The following is a 17,812-nucleotide window of genomic DNA, read 5'->3' on the forward strand; positions in this document are numbered from 1 at the left end:
GGTCAAGACCGCTCCCACGGGTGAGGCTAAGGCGGCGGGGTTGGGCTCTGTGGGAGCGGTCTCGACCGCGAAGGGTGTTTCAGGCCCGCTTGTTGAGTATTGCTAGCGTCAGCCCGCCCGCAATCAACCCCCAGAGCGCCGCCCCTATGCCGAACAGCGTCAGCCCCGACGCCGTTACCATGAAGGTAATTAACGCAGCGTCGCGCTCGTTGGGCTGTTGCATGGCTTGGGTCAGGCCTGAACCGATCGAGCCGAGCAAGGCCAGGGCGGCGATGGACAACACCAGCGCCGCCGGAAACGAGGCGAACAGCGCAGCCAGCGTGGCGCCGAAGATCCCTGCAATACCGTAGAACACCCCGCACCAGATCGCCGCCGTATAGCGCCGGGATGAATCCGGGTGCGCCTCCGACCCACTGCAGATGGCCATGGTGATCGCCGCCAGGTGAATGCCGTGGGAGCCGAACGGAGCCAGCAACACCGAGGCGATGCCCGTTACCGATATCAATGGCGAGGCCGGAACCTGATAGCCCTCGGCGCGAAGTACGGCCAGCCCCGGCATGTTCTGCGAGGCCATGGCGATCACGAACAGCGGAATGCCAATGCTGAAGATGGCAGCGAGCGACAGGCTCGGAGTGGTCCAGACCGGCACGGCGATTTCCAGACTCAGCTCACTGAAATTCAGCAGACCCATCATCGTCGACAAACCGCAGCCAATCAGCAGTGCCGCCAGCACGGCATAGCGGGGCTGGAAGCGCTTGGCGAGCAGGTAGCTGAAAAACATGCCCAGCACCAGTATTGGCTGGACCTCAACGGCACGGAATATTTCAATGCCGATGTTGAACAACACACCGGCCAGCAACGCCGCGGCCAGCGAGGAGGGCACCTTGCGCATCAGCCGTTCGAAGCTGCCTGTGATCCCGCAGAGCGCAATCAATGCTGAAGCAAAGATGAACGCGCCAATGGCTTCGCCATAGGGAACGCCCGGTAGGCTGCTGATCAGCAGCGCAGCGCCGGGCGTCGACCAGGCAATGACGACGGGCGTTCGGTAGCGCAACGACAGCCCGACGCTGCAGATTGCCATGCCGATCGACAGTGACCAGATCCACGATGAGATCTGACCATTACTGAGTCCAGCAGCCTGTCCGGCCTGGAACATAAGCACCAGCGAACTGGTGTAGCCGGTCAGCATGGCAATGAAGCCAGCTACGACCGTAGAAGCCGAACTGTCCTTGAAGAATCGCTGAGGTGAGGCGGTGATTTCGGTCATCGTCGGCTTAGGTTCTGGCTTGAGCGGTGGTTACGCGGGAGTGAAGGTTTCCGGCAAAGTGAAGCGTTCAGCCTGCTGCGGCTGGAGCCGGTCGGCGCGCAAACGACAGGCTAGAACGTTGCGCGCATCGCGTCGCGATACAGCCAGTGGCGCGATCAACGTAACAGTCCAGCCCCCTCTCAGCACCGTTCGTCTTCGCTTCCACGCTGCACAGCAATCGTCGGGCGGACACTGGCACCGATGTTGCTATTACTCTTCTGCCTGCTGCGAGGCGTCAAAAAAACCGCAGCCGTTGGAGGAATGATGAGTCAGGGTATCGAATTCAATCGCTTGATGCTGGAAATGCGGGCCATGCAGACCGATGCAATGGCGCGTTCCAAGCCTGTGACGGCGGCCCCAGAAATTGGCGCTCCGAACTTTTCCGACATGCTCGGCCAGGCCGTCAATAAAGTGAACGAAACCCAGCAGGCTTCCAACCAGTTGGCCACCGCTTTCGAGATGGGCCAGGGCGGCATCGATCTGACCGAGGTCATGATCGCGTCGCAGAAAGCCAGCGTCTCCTTCCAGGCAATGACCCAGGTGCGCAACAAGCTGGTCCAGGCGTACCAAGACATCATGCAGATGCCGGTTTAAGGCAGGGTTTGAATAATGGCTGACGCGCTTAGCAAGGTTCCAGTGCCGGTTGCTTCGGAAGTCCCGAAGAAGCCGCTGTTGGGCCTGTCCTTTCTGGAAAACCTCTCCGAAATGTCGATGTTGCGGCAGATCGGCCTGCTGGTTGGTCTGGCGGCGAGCGTTGCCATCGGGTTTGCCGTAGTGCTCTGGTCGCAGCAGCCGGACTACCGCCCACTGCTGGGCAGCCTCGCCGGAATGGACGCCAACCAGGTGATGGAAACCTTGGCGGCCGCCGATATTTCCTACACGGTCGAGCCCAATTCCGGCGCTTTGCTGGTCAAGGCCGACGACCTTGCGCGTGCGCGGCTGAAGCTTGCCAGCGCCGGCATCGCCCAGACCGACAGCAACATCGGCTTTGAGATTCTCGACAAGGAGCAAGGCCTCGGCACCAGTCAGTTCATGGAAGCGACCCGCTATCGCCGTGGCCTCGAAGGTGAGCTGGGGCGTACGATTTCCAGTCTGAACAACGTCAAGGGCGCGCGCGTCCATCTGGCTATTCCGAAGAGTTCGGTGTTTGTCCGAGACGAGCGCAAGCCGAGTGCATCGGTTCTGGTCGAGCTGTATCCAGGGCGCAATCTCGAGCCGAGCCAGGTGATGGCCATCATCAACCTGGTCGCCACCAGCGTGCCGGAGTTGACCAAGTCGCAAATCACTGTGGTGGATCAGAAGGGCAACCTGCTGTCTGACCAGCAAGGTCTCACCGAACTGAGCATGGCCGGCAAGCAGTTCGACTACAGCCGGCGCATGGAAAGCCTCTATACCCAGCGCGTGCACAACATCCTGCAGCCGGTGCTGGGCAGCGGTCGTTACAAGGCCGAAGTGTCTGCTGATGTGGATTTCAGCGCGGTTGAGTCCACCTCCGAGACCTTCAACCCGGATCAGCCGGCGCTGCGCAGTGAGCAGAGCGTCAGCGAACAACGTCAAAGCAGCCTCGGCCCGCAGGGCGTACCTGGCGCGCTGAGCAATCAGCCACCGGGACCTGCGACTGCGCCGGAGAATGCGTTGGCGGGCCAGGCCGCGGCGGGTGCCGTCGCGCCGGGGCAACCATTGCTGGACGCCAACGGTCAGCAGGTCATGGACCCGGCAACAGGCCAGCCGATGCTGGCGCCGTACCCCGCAGACAAGCGCGAACAGGCGACCCGCAACTATGAGTTGGACCGTTCGATCAGCTACACCAAGCAGCAGCAGGGACGTCTACGTCGGCTGTCGGTGGCGGTGGTACTCGACGACCAGGTAACGGTCGCCGCCGACGGGACCACGACTCGGGTGCCGCGCACTGCCGAAGAACTGGCGCGCTTCACCCGGCTGGTGCAGGACGCGGTCGGTTTCGATGCGAGCCGTGGTGACAGCGTCAGCGTAATCAATGCGCCGTTTGCTGCTGATTCGCTCGACGAGACGTTCATCGACATTCCGTTCTACTCGCAGCCGTGGTTCTGGGACATCGTCAAGCAGGTGCTCGGCGTCCTGTTCATCCTGGTACTGGTGTTCGGCGTGCTCCGGCCCGTGCTGAACAATCTGACCAACGCCGGCAAGAGCAAGGAATTGCAAACGGTGGGCGGCGATGCCGAACTTGGTGATATGGAAGGCATTGACGGTGCGCTTTCGAGCGATCGCGTCAGCCTGAGCGGACCGCAGAGCATCATGCTGCCGAGCCCGACCGAGGGATACGATGCGCAATTGAATGCCATCAAAAATCTGGTAGCAGAGGACCCGGGCCGGGTGGCTCAGGTCGTCAAAGAGTGGATCAATGCAGATGAGTGATGCTCGAGTTCCCGTCAAGCTGAATAAAGTCGACAAGGCCGCGGTCCTGCTGCTCTCGCTAGGTGAGGCCGATGCCGCGCAGGTGCTGCGTCACCTCGGCCCGAAGGAAGTACAGAAGGTCGGCACGGCGATGGCGCAGCTGCGCAACGTGCAAAAAAACCAGATTGAACAGGTGATGGGCGAGTTCGTCGAGATTGTGGGCGACCAGACCAGCCTCGGGGTCGGTTCGGACGGCTATATCCGCAAGATGCTGACCCAGGCACTCGGTGAGGACAAAGCCGGCGGCCTGATCGACCGGATTCTGCTCGGCGGCAACACCAGCGGCCTGGACAGTCTCAAGTGGATGGAGCCGCGCGCGGTCGCCGACGTGATTCGATACGAGCACCCGCAGATCCAGGCCATCGTGGTGGCGTATCTGGATCCCGATCAGGCCGGAGAGGTGCTTTCGCACTTCGACCACAAGGTGCGCCTGGACATCGTGCTGCGCGTGTCGTCGCTCAACACCGTGCAGCCGGCGGCGTTGAAGGAGCTGAACCTGATCCTGGAGAAACAGTTCTCCGGCAACGCCAACACCACCCGAGCGACGCTGGGCGGTGTCAAGCGCGCCGCGGACATCATGAACTACCTCGACAGCTCCGTTGAAGGCCAACTGATGGACGCCATTCGCGATGTCGACGAAGATCTGTCGTCGCAGATCGAAGACCTGATGTTCGTCTTCGACAATCTCGCCGATGTCGACGACCGGGGCATCCAGGTGCTGCTGCGCGAAGTATCCTCCGATGTGCTGGTATTGGCGCTCAAAGGTGCCGACGAAGCGATCAAGGAAAAGGTTTTCAAGAACATGTCCAAGCGCGCCGGCGAATTGCTGCGTGACGACCTGGAAGCCAAGGGACCGGTGCGCATCAGCGAAGTCGAAGGCGCGCAGAAGGAAATTCTCACTATCGCTCGCCGCATGGCCGAGGCCGGAGAAATCGTGCTCGGCGGCAAGGGCGGCGAGGAAATGGTCTAGCAAGGCGCAGAACCTGAATGTCCAAGGAAAACCCCAGCGATGTAATTCGCGCGAAAGACGTCAACATTTTCGATCGCTGGGCCTTGCCGAGCTTTGACCCACTGGGTGCTGAGCCGGAAGACCCAGAGGTTGGCGAGGGGCCAGTTGAAGTCGAAGACCTGGCGCACAGCGAAGATGTGCCGGTCGAGGAAGTCAAACCACTGACGCTCGATGAGCTCGAGGCGATTCGTCAGGACGCTTACAACGAAGGTTTCAGTACTGGCGAGAAGGATGGCTTTCACGCCGGTCAGCTGAAGGCCAAGCAGGAGGCCGAGGCGGCATTGTCGCTTAGACTGGAAAGCCTGGAAAAGCTGATGACGCAGCTGCTCGAACCCATCGCCGATCAGGATCGCAACCTTGAACACGCCATGGTCACGCTGGTCAGTCAGCTAGCCCGCGAGGTGATTCAACGCGATCTGCTGATTGATTCCAGTCAGATCCGCCAGGTGCTGCGCGAGGCGCTCAAGCTGCTCCCCATGGGCGCCAGCAACGTGCGCATCTACATCAATCCGCAGGATTTCGACCTGGTCAAAGCGCTGCGCGAACGCCACGAAGAGACTTGGAAGATCGTCGAGGACAGTGACCTGTTACCCGGCGGCTGCCGGATCGAAACCGAGCAGAGCCGCATCGATGCCAGCGTCGAGACTCGCCTCGGGCAGGCCATCAAGCAGTTGTTCGAGCAGCAGCGCGAGAACGCCACCAGCCCGCCCGAGGCCGATCTGCACCTGAATCTGGATCCAGGCCTGGAAAATCCCGATGCGTCTTGATCGCACCAGCTTCGCCAAGCGCTTCGAAACCTACGGTGAGGCGATCAAGCTTCCCAGCCAACCGATCCTCGAGGGTCGGTTGTTGCGTATGGTCGGGTTGACGCTGGAAGCCGAAGGCTTGCGCGCGGCAGTCGGCAGCCGCTGTCTGGTGATCAACGAGGACAGCTACCATCCGACCCAGGTCGAGGCCGAGGTGATGGGGTTTTCCGGCGGCAAGCTCTACCTGATGCCGGTCGGCAGCCTCGCCGGTATCGCGCCTGGTGCGCGGGTGGTGCCCTTGGCCAATACCGGTCGCTTGCCGATGGGCACTTCGATGCTGGGGCGCGTATTGGATGGCGCTGGCCGTGCACTGGACGGCAAGGGCGGAATGAAAGCGGAAGACTGGGTGCCCATGGACGGCCCGGTGATCAACCCGCTCAAACGCCACCCGATCAGCGAGCCGCTGGATGTCGGCATCCGCAGCATCAATGGCTTGCTCACCGTGGGGCGAGGTCAGCGTCTCGGCCTGTTCGCCGGCACGGGTGTCGGTAAGTCGGTCCTGCTTGGCATGATGACGCGCTTCACCGAGGCCGACATTATTGTCGTCGGGCTCATCGGTGAACGTGGCCGGGAAGTGAAGGAATTTATCGAGAACATCCTCACCGAAGAAAGCATCAAGCGTTCGGTTGTCGTCGCATCGCCAGCTGACGATGCACCCTTGATGCGCCTGCGAGCGGCCATGTACTGCACGCGAATTGCCGAGTACTTTCGCGACAAAGGCAAAAACGTGTTGCTGCTGATGGATTCGCTGACCCGCTTCGCCCAGGCCCAGCGCGAGATTGCCCTGGCCATTGGCGAGCCGCCCGCGACCAAGGGCTACCCACCATCGGTGTTTGCCAAGCTGCCCAGCCTGGTGGAGCGTGCCGGCAATGCGGAAGAGGGTGGTGGCTCGATCACGGCGTTCTATACCGTCTTGTCCGAGGGCGACGATCAGCAAGACCCGATTGCCGATGCCGCGCGAGGCGTGCTGGATGGCCACTTCGTGTTGTCGCGCCGCTTGGCGGAGGAGGGGCATTACCCTGCCATCGACATCGAGGCTTCGATCAGCCGGGTTATGCCGCAGGTGGTCAGTGCCGAGCATATGCGCAATGCACAACGCTTCAAGCAGCTCTGGTCGCGCTTTCAGCAGAGCCGCGACCTGATCAGCGTCGGTGCGTACGTACCGGGCGGCGATCCCGAAACCGACCTCGCCATCGCCCGCCAGGCGGAAATGATTCGTTATCTCCGGCAGGGCCTGAACGATGCCGAGCACCTGGCCCAGAGCGAAGCGTTGCTGGCCAGCGTATTCAATCCCAAGGCCGCAGGCTAACCCTTGCCGGTCAGCCGAGCGGCGCGCCTGGCGCCGGTGATCGATATGGCCGAGCGCGCCGAGCGAGAGGCTGCGAAGCTGTTTGGGCAGGGCCAGACGCAAGTCGCCCAGGCTGAAACCAAGCTCGGCGAGTTACGGCAGTACTTTGCCGATTACCAGCAGCAGTGGATGGCGCAAGGCAGCCAGGGTGTATCTGGCCAGTGGCTGATGAACTATCAGCGTTTTCTCTCTCAGCTCGAATCCGCCATCGGACAACAGCAGCGCAGCCTGGATTGGCACCGTAACAACCTCGATAAGCTTCGCGAGCAATGGCAACAACGACGCGCTCGGCTCGACGGCCTGCGCAAGCTGGTCGAACGCTACCTGCAGGAGGCCAGAACCGCGGCGGACAAGCGAGAGCAAAAGCTGCTGGACGAGTTTTCCCAGCGGCTCTCGGGCCGGCCCAGGCAGGATTGAAGCTTGCTGTACCGGGCTTTGGGTGCTAAATCTTCATCAGCTTCTTTACAACAGCGCGGCTGGAACTGAAGCTGCTGGCGCTGGACAAGGCGCCAGTCAGCGGCCATCACCAACCCAGCAATAACGACAGCCGTGGCGAAAGGCTACGACCTCGTTCGGATCAGGAGTGCTAGATGACCATCAGTTCACAGCTATCGGCCGATGGACAGGAGCTGACCATTACGATTCAGGGGCGCTTCGATTTCAATACCCATCAGGCGTTTCGCGATGCCTATCAGTGTGCCGGGAATTCGCCACGACGCTATGTGGTCGACCTCAACGGCGCGACCTATCTCGACAGCTCCGCCCTTGGCATGCTGCTCTTGCTGCGCGATCACGGCGGCAGCGACAAAGCCGATATCCGTCTGATCAACTGCAACCCTGACGTGCGCAAAGTCCTGGCGGTATCCAACTTCGAACAATTGTTCTCGATCGCCTGATGTCGGGCCGGCTCTCCATACTCATCGCCGAGGATGGTGCGGCCGACCGCATGCTGTTGGCGACGATCGTGCGTCGTCAGGGCCATCATGTGATCACGGCGGCCAATGGTGCCGAGGCAATCAGCCTGTTCGAGCGCGAACGTCCGCAGCTGGTGCTGATGGATGCGTTGATGCCGGTGATGGACGGCTTCGAAGCGGCACAACAGATCAAGCGGCTGGCTGGCAATGAACTGGTGCCGATCATCTTTCTCACCTCGCTGACCGAGAATGAAGCGCTGGTTCGCTGTTTGGAGGCGGGCGGCGATGACTTCATCGCCAAACCCTACAACCCGATAATTCTGGAAGCGAAGATCCAGGCCATGCACCGCTTGCGGCGACTGCAGGCGACGGTGCTGGAGCAGCGTGATCTCATCGGCCAGCGCAATCAGCAATTGCTCGACGAGCAGCGCGCGGCCAAGGCCATTTTTGACAAGGTCGCCCACGCCGGTTGCCTGAACGCTCCCAATATTCGCTACCGGCAGTCGCCGCGTGCGTTGTTCAACGGTGATCTGTTGCTGGCTGCCCATGCGCCAGCCAACAGGATGTTCGTGCTGCTCGGCGACTTCACGGGCCATGGACTGCCGGCTGCGATCGGAGCCATGCCGCTAGCCGAGACCTTTTACGGAATGACCGCCAAGGGCTATTCGAGTAATCAGATCCTTCGTGATATCAACGCCAAGCTGAAGTTGATCCTGCCGGTCGAGATGTTCTGCTGCGCCACCTTTCTCGACATCAGCCTCGAGCAGGGGATTTTGCGCGTATGGAACGGTGGATTGCCGGACGGTTATCTGCTCAAGGCAGCGGACAACGAGCGGTTGCCGTTACGATCGAAGCATCTTCCGCTTGGGGTGCGCGAAGCATCGTCATTCGATGACAGCTTCGAGACGCTGCCGCTGGCGACGGGTGATCGCCTGCTGCTGCTATCGGACGGGCTGCTGGAGAGCCGAAACGCCGCCGATCAACTGTTCGGCGAGCAACGGCTGCTTGCCGTGATGGAAGCCAACAGCAACCCGGCAACCCTGTTCGACGACATCCAGGAGGCACTGCATGCCTTCCACGGTCAAATACTTGACGATTTGAGCCTGGTCGAAGTCAGCATGTTCACCGAGCCGGGCACGGCAGCGCTTCCTGCTCTTCATGCTTATCCCCTGGGAAGCCGAGAGCGGCGCCCGAGGGACTGGTCGACCTGCTTCGAGTTGCGCCCTGACAGCCTGCGCTCAGCCGATCCGTTGCCTATGACGATGCAGCTTCTGCTGCAAATCTCACCTTTGCGCTACCGTATCGGCACGATTTTTACAGTGCTGACCGAGCTTTACTCCAATGCCTTGGAGCACGGCGTGCTGTTGCTCGATTCATCGATCAAGCGCGACGCAGAAGGCTTCGCCAGCTATTACCGGGAACGCCAGCAACGGCTGGACGCACTTGATGACGGCTTCGTGTCCATCGAGCTGACGGTCAAGTCTGAAGGGGCAAATGGGTTTCTGCGCATCGCTGTTCGCGACAGCGGACCGGGGTTCGACGTGCAGCGTGCACTGAATCAGCAATATTGCAGCGAGCGCCTTGGCGGGCGAGGCCTGCGCATGATTCGCCAATTAAGCGAACGCTTTTACTGGCAGCCCGAAGGCAAGGTACTCAACGTGGAGTTCCATTGGTCCGGTCATGCATAATTCGCCGTTTACAGCCAGGAGCGACTCCGTGGCCGAGCATCTCGACGACAGTGTGCTGGAAACTCTACAGACCGTAATGGAAGCGGAGTATCCGGCGCTGCTGGATACTTTCCTCGTCGATTCGCAAGAGCGACTGCGCCTGTTGCATGCGGCCTGTCGGAGCGGCCAGGCAGAGAGCTTGCGGCAGGCCGCGCACAGTTTCAAAGGCAGCTGCAGCAATATGGGCGCTGCGCTGCTGGCAGAGCTTTGTCGCGAGATGGAGGAAATGGCCAGTCGCGATCAACTCGATGAGGCGCCGGCGCTGTTCGAGCGCATCGAACGTGAATTTGCCATCGTGCGCATCCTCTATCGCGCCGAACGCCAGCGTTGGGGCGGGCCTGGCTGATCGACGCCGTGCTGCAGACGTGCTGCGGGTCGCTGCTCTTTCACTGGGACGCTGTCCGCTACCGACTGGCCCGGAGTTTGCTTGAATATGGGTACGTCCCCATCCTCAGCGGAAAGATCCATGGCCGTTTCCCCCGATCTCTTGCTCAATATCAAGGCGCCGACCACTACCGCTAAGTCAGCGGGCAGTGCCTCCAAGCCTGCTTCACAGTCCAGTCGGGACGAGGCTTCCAGCTTCGCCAACGTTTACGCAAAAGAGCGCCAGGGGAAGCCTGCCGAAGCGCAGAATGCGGCGGCGAAGCCAGCCCGGAACCAGGCGGCCGGCGAGGAGTCGAGTCAGGAAACCGACAAGGCGAGCGGCAGCGAAAAGCCGGTAGAGCCTGAAACCGGCAAAGACTTGCCCACCAGCATCGAGACGGCTGATGACAGCGTGTCGAACCCCGAGGCCGAGCTTGACCCGCTGCTGCTGTTCGGCCTGGGTGGGCAGGGTGGGCAGGGTGAAGCCGGCACAGAACAGCCGGTCGACGAGTCGCCTCTGGCCGGGAGCGAATTTATCGTTGGTCTGACACCGCCGCAGGCGGCTGCAGAGAACGTCGAAGGGGAAACCGAAGCGGTGCTGGCTGGGCAGCGGGCGCTGGAGATTCAATCCGCCGCTCAGAAGAACCCTGTAGCGAACCTCGCGGCGACGGAGCCCACACTGGACGCGCAGGAAGCAGTCTCGACGAGCCTGTTGGCTGACGAGCTGATCGACGAAACCGACGAAAGCTCGCTGGAAGAAGGCTTCGCCGAGTTGCTCGACAAGCTGGAAGCACCCAAGGAAAGCCGCACGAGCGCCAGCGAAGCGGCGATCAATCGGCTTAGTCCACTGACACAAGCGATCGCGCAGCAGAACCAGATGCAACAGATCCACAGACCGCCAATGGTGCCCGGGCAACCGGTCCAGATGCAGCAGTCCGGCTGGAGTGAGGCGGTAGTAGACCGGGTGATGTGGCTATCCAGCCAAAACCTCAAGTCGGCCGAGATCCAGCTTGATCCCGCTGAGTTGGGGCGCATGGAGGTTCGGATCGACATGAACAAGGACCAGACTCAGGTGACCTTCATGAGCCCTCATGCCAACGTACGCGATGCGCTGGAGGGCCAGATGCAGCGATTGCGTGACAGTTTTGCCCAGCAGGGCATGACCATGGATGTCAACGTTTCTGACCAGTCGCGCGGCTGGCAGGGCGAGAGCGGCGGCGATTCGCGTAACCGTGGCGTTGCCGGGGCGTTGGCTGCGGGGGAAGAAGAGATTGCCCAAGGCACGATGGACATCAGCGGCGGTCGTGCCGGTGGCGACCGTGGCCTGGTGGATTACTACGCGTGAATGTATCCAGCTGACCGGAACCGGGCTTCGCGCCCGGTTTTTTTTGTTTGCGGCAACACGCGGCTCCAACTATTCGTCTGCAAAGAGAGGACACAGCATGGCAATCGTTTACGCTGCCTGTTCGCTGGTCGATACTTTGGCATAGCAGTTGCTCGCATCGGTGTGAGGCGAGTGAAAACACTTGTGATGACGGATATTTGGCATGGCAAAGAAACAAGGACCACCGGACGTTCCGAGTCCTGCGGCTGCGACCGAAGGAAAGGGCAAGCTCAAGCTGATCATCATGATCGTTCTCGGATTGCTCTTGGCGGTTGGAGTGTCGGTGGGTGCCACTTTGTACTTCATGTCTCGAGGCGAAGCAGAAAAGCCAGCCGATGAGGCAGCCAGCGCCGATGCCGCGCCCCAGCGACAAGCGGCAATCTACGAAGTGCTGGCGCCGGCTTTCATTGTCAACTTCACCAATGCCAATGGTCGCCAGCGTTACATGCAGGTCAGCGTTGCGTTGATGTCACGGGATCAAGCAGCGCTCGACGGATTGAAGGAACACATGCCGTTGTTACGCAATCAATTGGTGATGTTGTTCTCCAGTCAGGACTTTGCCAGCCTGGCGACGCCTGTCGGCCAGGAAATGTTGCGGCAGCAGGCGACTGCCAGCGTTCAGGAGCTGGCGCAGAAGGAAATCGGCAAGCTCGCGATCGAGCAAGTCCTGTTCACCAACTTCGTATTGCAATAGGGGTCGTTTCAGATGGCTGTTCAAGACCTGCTCTCGCAAGACGAGATCGATGCGCTCCTGCACGGAGTCGACGACGGTCTGGTCGATACCGAAAGCGATTCCGAACCGGGCAGCATCAAGAGTTACGACCTGACTAGCCAGGACCGAATCGTTCGGGGGCGCATGCCCACCCTGGAGATGATCAACGAACGTTTCGCCCGCTATACACGCATCAGCATGTTCAACCTGCTGCGCCGCTCGGCAGACGTTTCTGTCGGCGGCGTGCAGGTGATGAAATTCGGTGAGTACATACATTCGCTGTATGTACCGACCAGTCTCAATCTGGTGAAGATCAAGCCGCTGCGGGGCACGTCGCTGTTCATCCTCGACGCCAAGCTGGTGTTCAAGCTGGTCGATAACTTTTTTGGTGGTGACGGTCGGCACGCCAAGATTGAGGGTCGTGAATTCACACCCACCGAGCTGCGTGTTGTGCGAATGGTCCTGGATCAGGCATTCGTCGACCTGAAGGAAGCCTGGCACGCGGTGCTCGACGTCAACTTCGAGTACGTGCATTCGGAGGTGAATCCGGCGCTGGCCAACATCGTCAGTCCCAGCGAAGTGGTGGTGGTATCGACGTTCCATATCGAGCTGGAAAGCGGCGGTGGCGATTTCCACATCACCATGCCCTACTCGATGATCGAGCCGATTCGCGAAATGCTCGATGCCGGTTTCCAGTCCGACGTCAGCGATCAGGATGAGCGCTGGGTCAATGCATTGCGCGAGGACGTGCTCGATGTGAGCGTGCCGCTCAGCGCGACGGTGGTGCGGCGCCAGCTCAAGTTGCGCGAGATTCTCAACATGCAGCCGGGTGATGTGATCCCGGTGGAAATGCCCGAAGACATGATCATGCGCGCCAATGGCATGCCGGCGTTCAAGGTCAAGCTGGGTGCGCACAAGGGCAACCTGGCCCTGCAAGTGCTCGAATCCGTACTGCGACCACGTTGATTCAGTCTTTATTCAATTACCCGCCGGTCGAGGATTAGCGATGGCAGACGAACACGAAAATACTTCCGCTGAAGAGCAGGCGTTGGCGGATGAATGGGCTTCGGCGCTGGCTGAAGCCGGTGACGCCAATCAGGATGACATCGATGCCTTGCTGAACCAGGGACCGGCGACGGCCCCCGCGCCGCCCCGTGCGCCGCTGGAAGAGTTTGGTAGCAGCCCGAAGGCGGCCGCTGTATCCGCTGGCCTGGAAGGGCCGAATCTGGACGTCATTCTGGATATTCCGGTTTCCATCTCGATGGAAGTTGGCAGTACAGAAATCAGTATCCGCAATCTGCTGCAGCTCAACCAGGGCTCGGTCGTCGAACTCGATCGCCTGGCCGGTGAGCCGCTCGATGTACTGGTCAACGGCACCTTGATCGCCCATGGCGAAGTGGTAGTCGTGAACGAAAAGTTCGGCATTCGTTTGACTGATGTGATCAGTCCGAGCGAACGCATCAAGAAGCTACGCTGACATGCGGACTCTGGCGTTTCTCTCGGTGTTTCTGGCGTTGCCAGCGATGGCTGCCGAGCCGGCTGCAAACATGAGCAGCACCGGTATGGGTGGGCAGATGACCAAGTTGTTGCTCGGCCTGTTGCTGGTGATAGGGCTGATTTTCCTGTTGGCGTGGTTGCTGCGTCGTATGCAGCAGCTCAACCCGCGCAGCAACCAGGCGATCAAGCTGATTTCCAGCCACGCGCTCGGCCCCCGCGAGCGGCTGGTGCTGGTCCAGGTCGGCAGTGAACAGGTGCTGCTCGGCCTCAGCGCCGGTCGAATTACACCGCTGCATGTACTCGAGGAGCCGGTGCATCTGCCGGACGCCGAGCCTGCCAACCCGGAGTTTGCCCAGCGCCTGATGGAGCTGCTCGGGCGGGACCATAAGGACAAGCTCTGATGCTTCGATTGTTGCTGGCGGCCGTGCTGACCCTGGCCGCCCCGTTCGCCGTGGGCCAGGATGCCGGTGGTTTGATCGCACAGGGCGACAACCCATTGTCGATCCCGGCGATCACGCTGAGCACCGATGCCGAGGGCCAGCAGGAATATTCGGTCAGTCTGCAAATCCTGCTGATCATGACCGCGCTGAGCTTCATCCCGGCGTTCGTCATGCTGATGACCAGCTTCACCCGCATCATCATCGTCTTTTCCATTCTGCGTCAGGCTCTGGGCCTGCAGCAGACGCCGTCGAACCAGATCCTCGTTGGCCTGACCATATTTCTGACGCTGTTCATCATGGCGCCGGTGTTCGAGCGGATTAACAACGAGGCGGTGCAGCCTTATCTGAACGAGCAACTGTCCGCACCGGATGCGATCGCGCGGGCCGAAGTGCCGTTGAAGAATTTCATGCTGGCGCAAACCCGCGAGAGCGATCTGGAGCTGTTCGTACGGCTGTCGCGCCGGACCGATATCCAGACGCCGGACGCTGCACCGCTGACCATTCTGGTGCCGGCATTCGTAACTTCCGAGCTGAAAACCGCGTTCCAGATCGGCTTCATGATCTTCATTCCGTTCCTGATCATCGACATGGTCGTCGCCAGCGTGCTGATGGCGATGGGCATGATGATGCTTTCGCCACTGATCATTTCGTTGCCGTTCAAGATCATGTTGTTCGTACTGGTTGACGGCTGGGGGCTGATCATCGGCACGCTCGCGAGCAGCTTCGGCACGCTCTAGCGTCCATTGGGAGACACGCATGACACCCGAAGTTGCGGTTGACCTGTTTCGAGAAGGCCTGTGGATGACGGCGATGATCGTCGGCGTGCTGGTGGTGCCGAGCCTGCTGGTCGGTCTGGTGGTGGCGATGTTTCAAGCCGCTACCCAGATCAACGAACAAACCCTGAGTTTTCTGCCGCGCCTGCTGGTCATGCTGATGACGCTGATCTGGGCCGGGCCCTGGTTGGTCCGCGAGTTGATGGAGTACACCCAGGGCCTGATCCAGAACATTCCGCTGATCATCGGATAACCGTGATGTTCAGTGCCTCCCGCAAGGCGTTCGCCAGTGCTTGAACTCAGCGATGCGCAGATCGGTGCCTGGGCCGGGCAGTTCCTGCTGCCGCTGTTTCGCATCGCGGCGCTGTTGATGAGCATGCCGATCATCGGTACGCAGCTGGTGCCGATGCGCATACGGCTGTATCTCGCAGTCGCCATCGCGGTGGTGCTGGTACCGGGGCTGCCGCCGGTGCCAGTGGTCGAGGCGTTGAGCGGCCAGGCGCTGGTTCTGATCGCTGAGCAGATACTGATCGGCGTGATGCTGGGTTTCGTGCTGCAGCTGTTTTTTCAGGTGTTCATCGTCTCCGGCCAACTGCTCGCCATGCAGATGGGACTGGGCTTCGCGTCGATGGTCGATCCGGCCAACGGCGTTTCGGTGCCGGTGATCGGTCAGTTCTTTAACATGCTGGTGATTCTGCTGTTCCTGGCAATGAACGGCCACTTGGTGGTGCTGGAGATCCTCACCGAAAGCTTCGTCACCTTGCCGATCGGCGGTTGGCTGGTTGGCACCAATCACTTCTGGGAAGTGGCTAGCAAGCTTGGCTGGGTGCTGGGCGCCGGATTGCTGCTGGTGCTGCCAGCGATCACGGCGCTGCTGGTGGTGAACCTGGCCTTCGGCCTGATGACCCGGGCGGCGCCTCAGCTGAACATTTTCTCGATCGGTTTCCCGTTGACCCTGGTGCTCGGCCTTGTCATCGTCTGGATTGGTATGGCTGACATCCTCGCGCAATACCAGACCTTCGTCAGCGAAGCGCTGGCAATGCTGCGCGAACTGATCGGGTTGCGTTGATGGGAATTCCATCCTCCTGGCTGGCGGAGGCCCTGCATGGCTGAAAGCGAAAGCGGCGCCGATAAAAGCGAAGAACCCACGGAGAAACGCATCCGTGAATCCCGCGAAAAAGGTCAGCTTGCTCGTTCCCGCGAACTGAATACGGTCGCAGTGACGCTGGGTGGCATTGGCGGTCTATTGGCGTCTGGTGGCAGCCTGGCGGGCAGCCTGATGGCCGTCATGCAGGGCAGCTTCGAGCTCAGCCGTGAAACCTTGCTTGATGAAGGCGCCATGGTGCGACTGCTGATCGTGCTGCTGATCGTGTCCATCATCGGGCCGATCTCGCTGGGTGGCTGGCTGTTTTCTGGTAAGGCGATGGCGCCCAAATTCAGCCGGATGAACCCCGGTCCCGGCCTGAAGCGGATGTTTTCCACCAAGGCACTCATTGAACTGCTCAAGGCGCTGGGCAAGTTTCTCGTGGTGTTACTGGTGGCGCTGGCGGTACTCAGTGCCTATCAGGACGACCTCTTGTCGATTGCCAAACAGCCGCTGGACCTGGCCATCATGCACAGTGCCGAGGTGGTGGGCTGGTGTGCGCTATGGATGGCCTGCGGATTGATTTTGATCGCCGCGGTGGATGTGCCATTCCAGCTCTGGGACAACAAGCAGAAGCTGATGATGACCAAGCAGGAAGTGCGCGACGAGTACAAGGACAGCGAGGGCAAGCCCGAGGTCAAATCGCGGATTCGCCAGCTGCAGCGCGATGCGGCCCAGCGGCGGATGATGCAGGCGGTACCGGAGGCGGACGTGGTCATCACCAACCCGACCCACTTTGCCGTGGCGCTGAAATACGACGGCAGCAAGGGCGGCGCCCCGATGCTGGTGGCCAAGGGTGGCGACTTCGTTGCGTTGAAGATTCGCGAAATCGCCAACGAGCATCAGGTAACGGTGCTCGAATCCCCGGCTCTGGCGCGAGCGGTGTACTACTCGACTGAGCTCGATCGGGAAATCCCTGCGGGCCTGTATCTCGCAGTGGCCCAGGTCCTGGCGTACGTCTATCAGCTACGTCAGTACCGCTCCGGCAAGGGTAAGCGACCGGATCCGTTGAGCAATCTGCCGATTCCGCCGGATTTGCGCCGTGATGAATAGGTAAGAGCAGATAAGGGTAGGAGGCTTGGAGTTTAGGAGGTCGTAAACGCTGTAGTTGCCGTTACAGTTCAATCCCGCTTGCCAGGCTATGGGCTGGAGCCCACCCTACGGCGGCCTGGGATATGGCTCGGAACCGCTGCCGCGCCGCAGTTCTGTGGGGTGGGGCGGGCGGCGCGCTGCTTCAGCCTTCCGTGGCGAAGGCGGGTAAAAAACCAGCCGATTAAAGCCCGTTATTGCTTCGTAAGCTCAAAGCCGCAGCGTCTCTAGCCTCCAGTCGCTTTTACTCGATCACCCCACAGGCCACGCGCGCGCCGCCACCGCCGAGCGGTTTGGGCTCGTCGGAATAGTTGTCGCCGCCTTCATGGATCATCAGCGCGTGGCCTTTGAGATCGCCGAGGCTTTTCAAGCGCGGTGCCAGTACCGGCTGGTTGGCTTTACCCTCGGCGTCAACCACCAGGACCGGCAGATCACCCATGTGGCCGTCACCCCAGGGCTCGCCATGCTTGCCGGCGTTCTTCGGATCCCAGTGACCACCGGCCGCAACCGCTGCAGCCGGCTTGCCGTCTTTTTCTGCGGGCTGGCAGCTGCCATTGGCATGGACGTGAAAGCCATGCGCGCCAGCGTTCAGGCCTGACAGGTCGGGACGAAATATCAATCCGTGATCGGTGGTTTCGATCTTCACGGTGCCGACAGAGCTGGCAACGCCCTGGTCGTTGACCTTGTTCATCTCCACCGAAAGGGTTTCGGCCTGCACGCCAACCGCGGCGCAGCTAGCCATTGCAGCGATTAACCACTGTTTCATAGCACGCTCCTGTTTTGATTGAAGGCGGGCGGCGTCACGCCACCCGACGACTGTCTGACTGCCGCAGCCCAGACGCGTTCGATTAGCCCGGCGTGCCTTGG

General features: G+C 60.7%; 20 protein-coding genes. 18 read left to right on the forward strand and 2 right to left on the reverse strand.

Going from position 1 to position 17,812, the window contains the following annotated elements; all coding sequences use genetic code 11:
- Positions 1–79: 79 nt before the first annotated feature.
- A complete protein-coding gene (locus PSTU_RS0108355; protein ID WP_019340590.1) occupies positions 80–1,267 on the reverse strand; it encodes a benzoate/H(+) symporter BenE family transporter in 1,188 nt (395 codons plus the stop codon).
- Positions 1,268–1,570: 303 nt separating this feature from the next.
- On the opposite strand from PSTU_RS0108355, the gene fliE reads away from it, so the two are divergent.
- From fliE to flhB, 18 genes are all read left to right on the forward strand, one after another.
- Positions 1,571–1,900 carry a flagellar hook-basal body complex protein FliE gene (fliE, locus tag PSTU_RS0108360; protein WP_019340591.1) on the forward strand — a complete coding sequence of 110 codons (330 nt, stop codon included), beginning with the start codon at positions 1,571–1,573 and terminating at the stop codon, positions 1,898–1,900.
- Between the two features lie 15 nt (positions 1,901–1,915).
- On the forward strand, positions 1,916–3,700 hold the full coding sequence (gene fliF, locus PSTU_RS0108365; RefSeq protein ID WP_019340592.1) for a flagellar basal-body MS-ring/collar protein FliF: 1,785 nt from the start codon (positions 1,916–1,918) through the stop codon (positions 3,698–3,700).
- Positions 3,693–4,709 carry a flagellar motor switch protein FliG gene (gene fliG, locus PSTU_RS0108370; RefSeq protein WP_029404681.1) on the forward strand — a complete coding sequence of 339 codons (1,017 nt, stop codon included), beginning with the start codon at positions 3,693–3,695 and terminating at the stop codon, positions 4,707–4,709. The genes fliF and fliG overlap by 8 nt, the downstream gene beginning before the upstream one ends.
- A gap of 17 nt (positions 4,710–4,726) precedes the next feature.
- Complete coding sequence (fliH, locus tag PSTU_RS0108375) at positions 4,727–5,515, forward strand: flagellar assembly protein FliH (protein WP_019340594.1); 789 nt, start codon at positions 4,727–4,729, stop codon at positions 5,513–5,515.
- The gene (gene fliI, locus PSTU_RS0108380) at positions 5,505–6,863 is read left to right on the forward strand and encodes a flagellar protein export ATPase FliI (RefSeq protein WP_019340595.1); all 1,359 of its coding nucleotides are present in this window, start codon (positions 5,505–5,507) and stop codon (positions 6,861–6,863) included. Before fliH ends, fliI begins: the two co-directional genes overlap by 11 nt.
- 3 nt (positions 6,864–6,866) lie before the next feature.
- A complete protein-coding gene (gene fliJ / locus PSTU_RS0108385) occupies positions 6,867–7,319 on the forward strand; it encodes a flagellar export protein FliJ (protein ID WP_019340596.1) in 453 nt (150 codons plus the stop codon).
- A gap of 173 nt (positions 7,320–7,492) precedes the next feature.
- On the forward strand, positions 7,493–7,798 hold the full coding sequence (locus PSTU_RS0108390; protein WP_019340597.1) for an STAS domain-containing protein: 306 nt from the start codon (positions 7,493–7,495) through the stop codon (positions 7,796–7,798).
- Complete coding sequence (locus PSTU_RS0108395; protein ID WP_019340598.1) at positions 7,798–9,504, forward strand: fused response regulator/phosphatase; 1,707 nt, start codon at positions 7,798–7,800, stop codon at positions 9,502–9,504. Before PSTU_RS0108390 ends, PSTU_RS0108395 begins: the two co-directional genes overlap by 1 nt.
- On the forward strand, positions 9,497–9,889 hold the full coding sequence (locus tag PSTU_RS0108400; protein WP_051127873.1) for an Hpt domain-containing protein: 393 nt from the start codon (positions 9,497–9,499) through the stop codon (positions 9,887–9,889). The genes PSTU_RS0108395 and PSTU_RS0108400 overlap by 8 nt, the downstream gene beginning before the upstream one ends.
- A gap of 120 nt (positions 9,890–10,009) precedes the next feature.
- A complete protein-coding gene (locus PSTU_RS0108405; protein WP_019340600.1) occupies positions 10,010–11,251 on the forward strand; it encodes a flagellar hook-length control protein FliK in 1,242 nt (413 codons plus the stop codon).
- A gap of 202 nt (positions 11,252–11,453) precedes the next feature.
- Positions 11,454–11,984 (forward strand): flagellar basal body-associated protein FliL, encoded by a 531-nt coding sequence (gene fliL / locus PSTU_RS0108410; RefSeq protein WP_019340601.1) that lies wholly within the window; start codon positions 11,454–11,456, stop codon positions 11,982–11,984.
- A gap of 12 nt (positions 11,985–11,996) precedes the next feature.
- Positions 11,997–12,968, forward strand: a complete 972-nt coding sequence (gene fliM, locus PSTU_RS0108415; RefSeq protein WP_019340602.1) for a flagellar motor switch protein FliM — start codon at positions 11,997–11,999, stop codon at positions 12,966–12,968.
- Positions 12,969–13,008: 40 nt separating this feature from the next.
- Positions 13,009–13,479 (forward strand): flagellar motor switch protein FliN, encoded by a 471-nt coding sequence (fliN, locus tag PSTU_RS0108420; protein WP_019340603.1) that lies wholly within the window; start codon positions 13,009–13,011, stop codon positions 13,477–13,479.
- 1 nt (position 13,480) lies between these two features.
- Positions 13,481–13,900, forward strand: a complete 420-nt coding sequence (gene fliO, locus PSTU_RS0108425) for a flagellar biosynthetic protein FliO (protein ID WP_019340604.1) — start codon at positions 13,481–13,483, stop codon at positions 13,898–13,900.
- The gene (gene fliP / locus PSTU_RS0108430; RefSeq protein ID WP_019340605.1) at positions 13,900–14,676 is read left to right on the forward strand and encodes a flagellar type III secretion system pore protein FliP; all 777 of its coding nucleotides are present in this window, start codon (positions 13,900–13,902) and stop codon (positions 14,674–14,676) included. Before fliO ends, fliP begins: the two co-directional genes overlap by 1 nt.
- 19 nt (positions 14,677–14,695) lie before the next feature.
- A complete protein-coding gene (gene fliQ / locus PSTU_RS0108435; RefSeq protein ID WP_019340606.1) occupies positions 14,696–14,965 on the forward strand; it encodes a flagellar biosynthesis protein FliQ in 270 nt (89 codons plus the stop codon).
- Positions 14,966–15,001: 36 nt separating this feature from the next.
- Positions 15,002–15,781, forward strand: a complete 780-nt coding sequence (fliR, locus tag PSTU_RS0108440; protein ID WP_019340607.1) for a flagellar biosynthetic protein FliR — start codon at positions 15,002–15,004, stop codon at positions 15,779–15,781.
- A gap of 36 nt (positions 15,782–15,817) precedes the next feature.
- Complete coding sequence (gene flhB, locus PSTU_RS0108445; RefSeq protein WP_019340608.1) at positions 15,818–16,909, forward strand: flagellar biosynthesis protein FlhB; 1,092 nt, start codon at positions 15,818–15,820, stop codon at positions 16,907–16,909.
- A 280-nt stretch (positions 16,910–17,189) separates the two neighbouring features.
- On the opposite strand, the gene sodC is transcribed toward flhB, so the two are convergent.
- Entirely contained in the window at positions 17,190–17,711 is a 522-nt protein-coding gene (gene sodC, locus PSTU_RS0108450) for a superoxide dismutase family protein (protein ID WP_019340609.1), read from the reverse strand.
- Positions 17,712–17,812 lie beyond the last annotated feature (101 nt).

This window comes from Stutzerimonas stutzeri SDM-LAC (assembly GCF_000235745.1).
Taxonomy (GTDB): domain Bacteria; phylum Pseudomonadota; class Gammaproteobacteria; order Pseudomonadales; family Pseudomonadaceae; genus Stutzerimonas; species Stutzerimonas stutzeri_H.

Bases quoted from the DNA above. Each gene is read 5' to 3' on its own strand.
- PSTU_RS0108355 (WP_019340590.1), bottom strand. From the start codon at position 1,267: ATGACCGAAATCACCGCCTCACCTCAGCGATTCTTCAAGGACAGTTCG.
- fliE (WP_019340591.1), top strand. From the start codon at position 1,571: ATGAGTCAGGGTATCGAATTCAATCGCTTGATGCTGGAAATGCGGGCC.
- fliF (WP_019340592.1), top strand. From the start codon at position 1,916: ATGGCTGACGCGCTTAGCAAGGTTCCAGTGCCGGTTGCTTCGGAAGTC.
- fliG (WP_029404681.1), top strand. From the start codon at position 3,693: ATGAGTGATGCTCGAGTTCCCGTCAAGCTGAATAAAGTCGACAAGGCC.
- fliH (WP_019340594.1), top strand. From the start codon at position 4,727: ATGTCCAAGGAAAACCCCAGCGATGTAATTCGCGCGAAAGACGTCAAC.
- fliI (WP_019340595.1), top strand. From the start codon at position 5,505: ATGCGTCTTGATCGCACCAGCTTCGCCAAGCGCTTCGAAACCTACGGT.
- PSTU_RS0108390 (WP_019340597.1), top strand. From the start codon at position 7,493: ATGACCATCAGTTCACAGCTATCGGCCGATGGACAGGAGCTGACCATT.
- PSTU_RS0108395 (WP_019340598.1), top strand. From the start codon at position 7,798: ATGTCGGGCCGGCTCTCCATACTCATCGCCGAGGATGGTGCGGCCGAC.
- PSTU_RS0108400 (WP_051127873.1), top strand. From the start codon at position 9,497: ATGCATAATTCGCCGTTTACAGCCAGGAGCGACTCCGTGGCCGAGCAT.
- PSTU_RS0108405 (WP_019340600.1), top strand. From the start codon at position 10,010: ATGGCCGTTTCCCCCGATCTCTTGCTCAATATCAAGGCGCCGACCACT.
- fliL (WP_019340601.1), top strand. From the start codon at position 11,454: ATGGCAAAGAAACAAGGACCACCGGACGTTCCGAGTCCTGCGGCTGCG.
- fliM (WP_019340602.1), top strand. From the start codon at position 11,997: ATGGCTGTTCAAGACCTGCTCTCGCAAGACGAGATCGATGCGCTCCTG.
- fliN (WP_019340603.1), top strand. From the start codon at position 13,009: ATGGCAGACGAACACGAAAATACTTCCGCTGAAGAGCAGGCGTTGGCG.
- fliO (WP_019340604.1), top strand. From the start codon at position 13,481: ATGCGGACTCTGGCGTTTCTCTCGGTGTTTCTGGCGTTGCCAGCGATG.
- fliP (WP_019340605.1), top strand. From the start codon at position 13,900: ATGCTTCGATTGTTGCTGGCGGCCGTGCTGACCCTGGCCGCCCCGTTC.
- fliQ (WP_019340606.1), top strand. From the start codon at position 14,696: ATGACACCCGAAGTTGCGGTTGACCTGTTTCGAGAAGGCCTGTGGATG.
- flhB (WP_019340608.1), top strand. From the start codon at position 15,818: ATGGCTGAAAGCGAAAGCGGCGCCGATAAAAGCGAAGAACCCACGGAG.
- sodC (WP_019340609.1), bottom strand. From the start codon at position 17,711: ATGAAACAGTGGTTAATCGCTGCAATGGCTAGCTGCGCCGCGGTTGGC.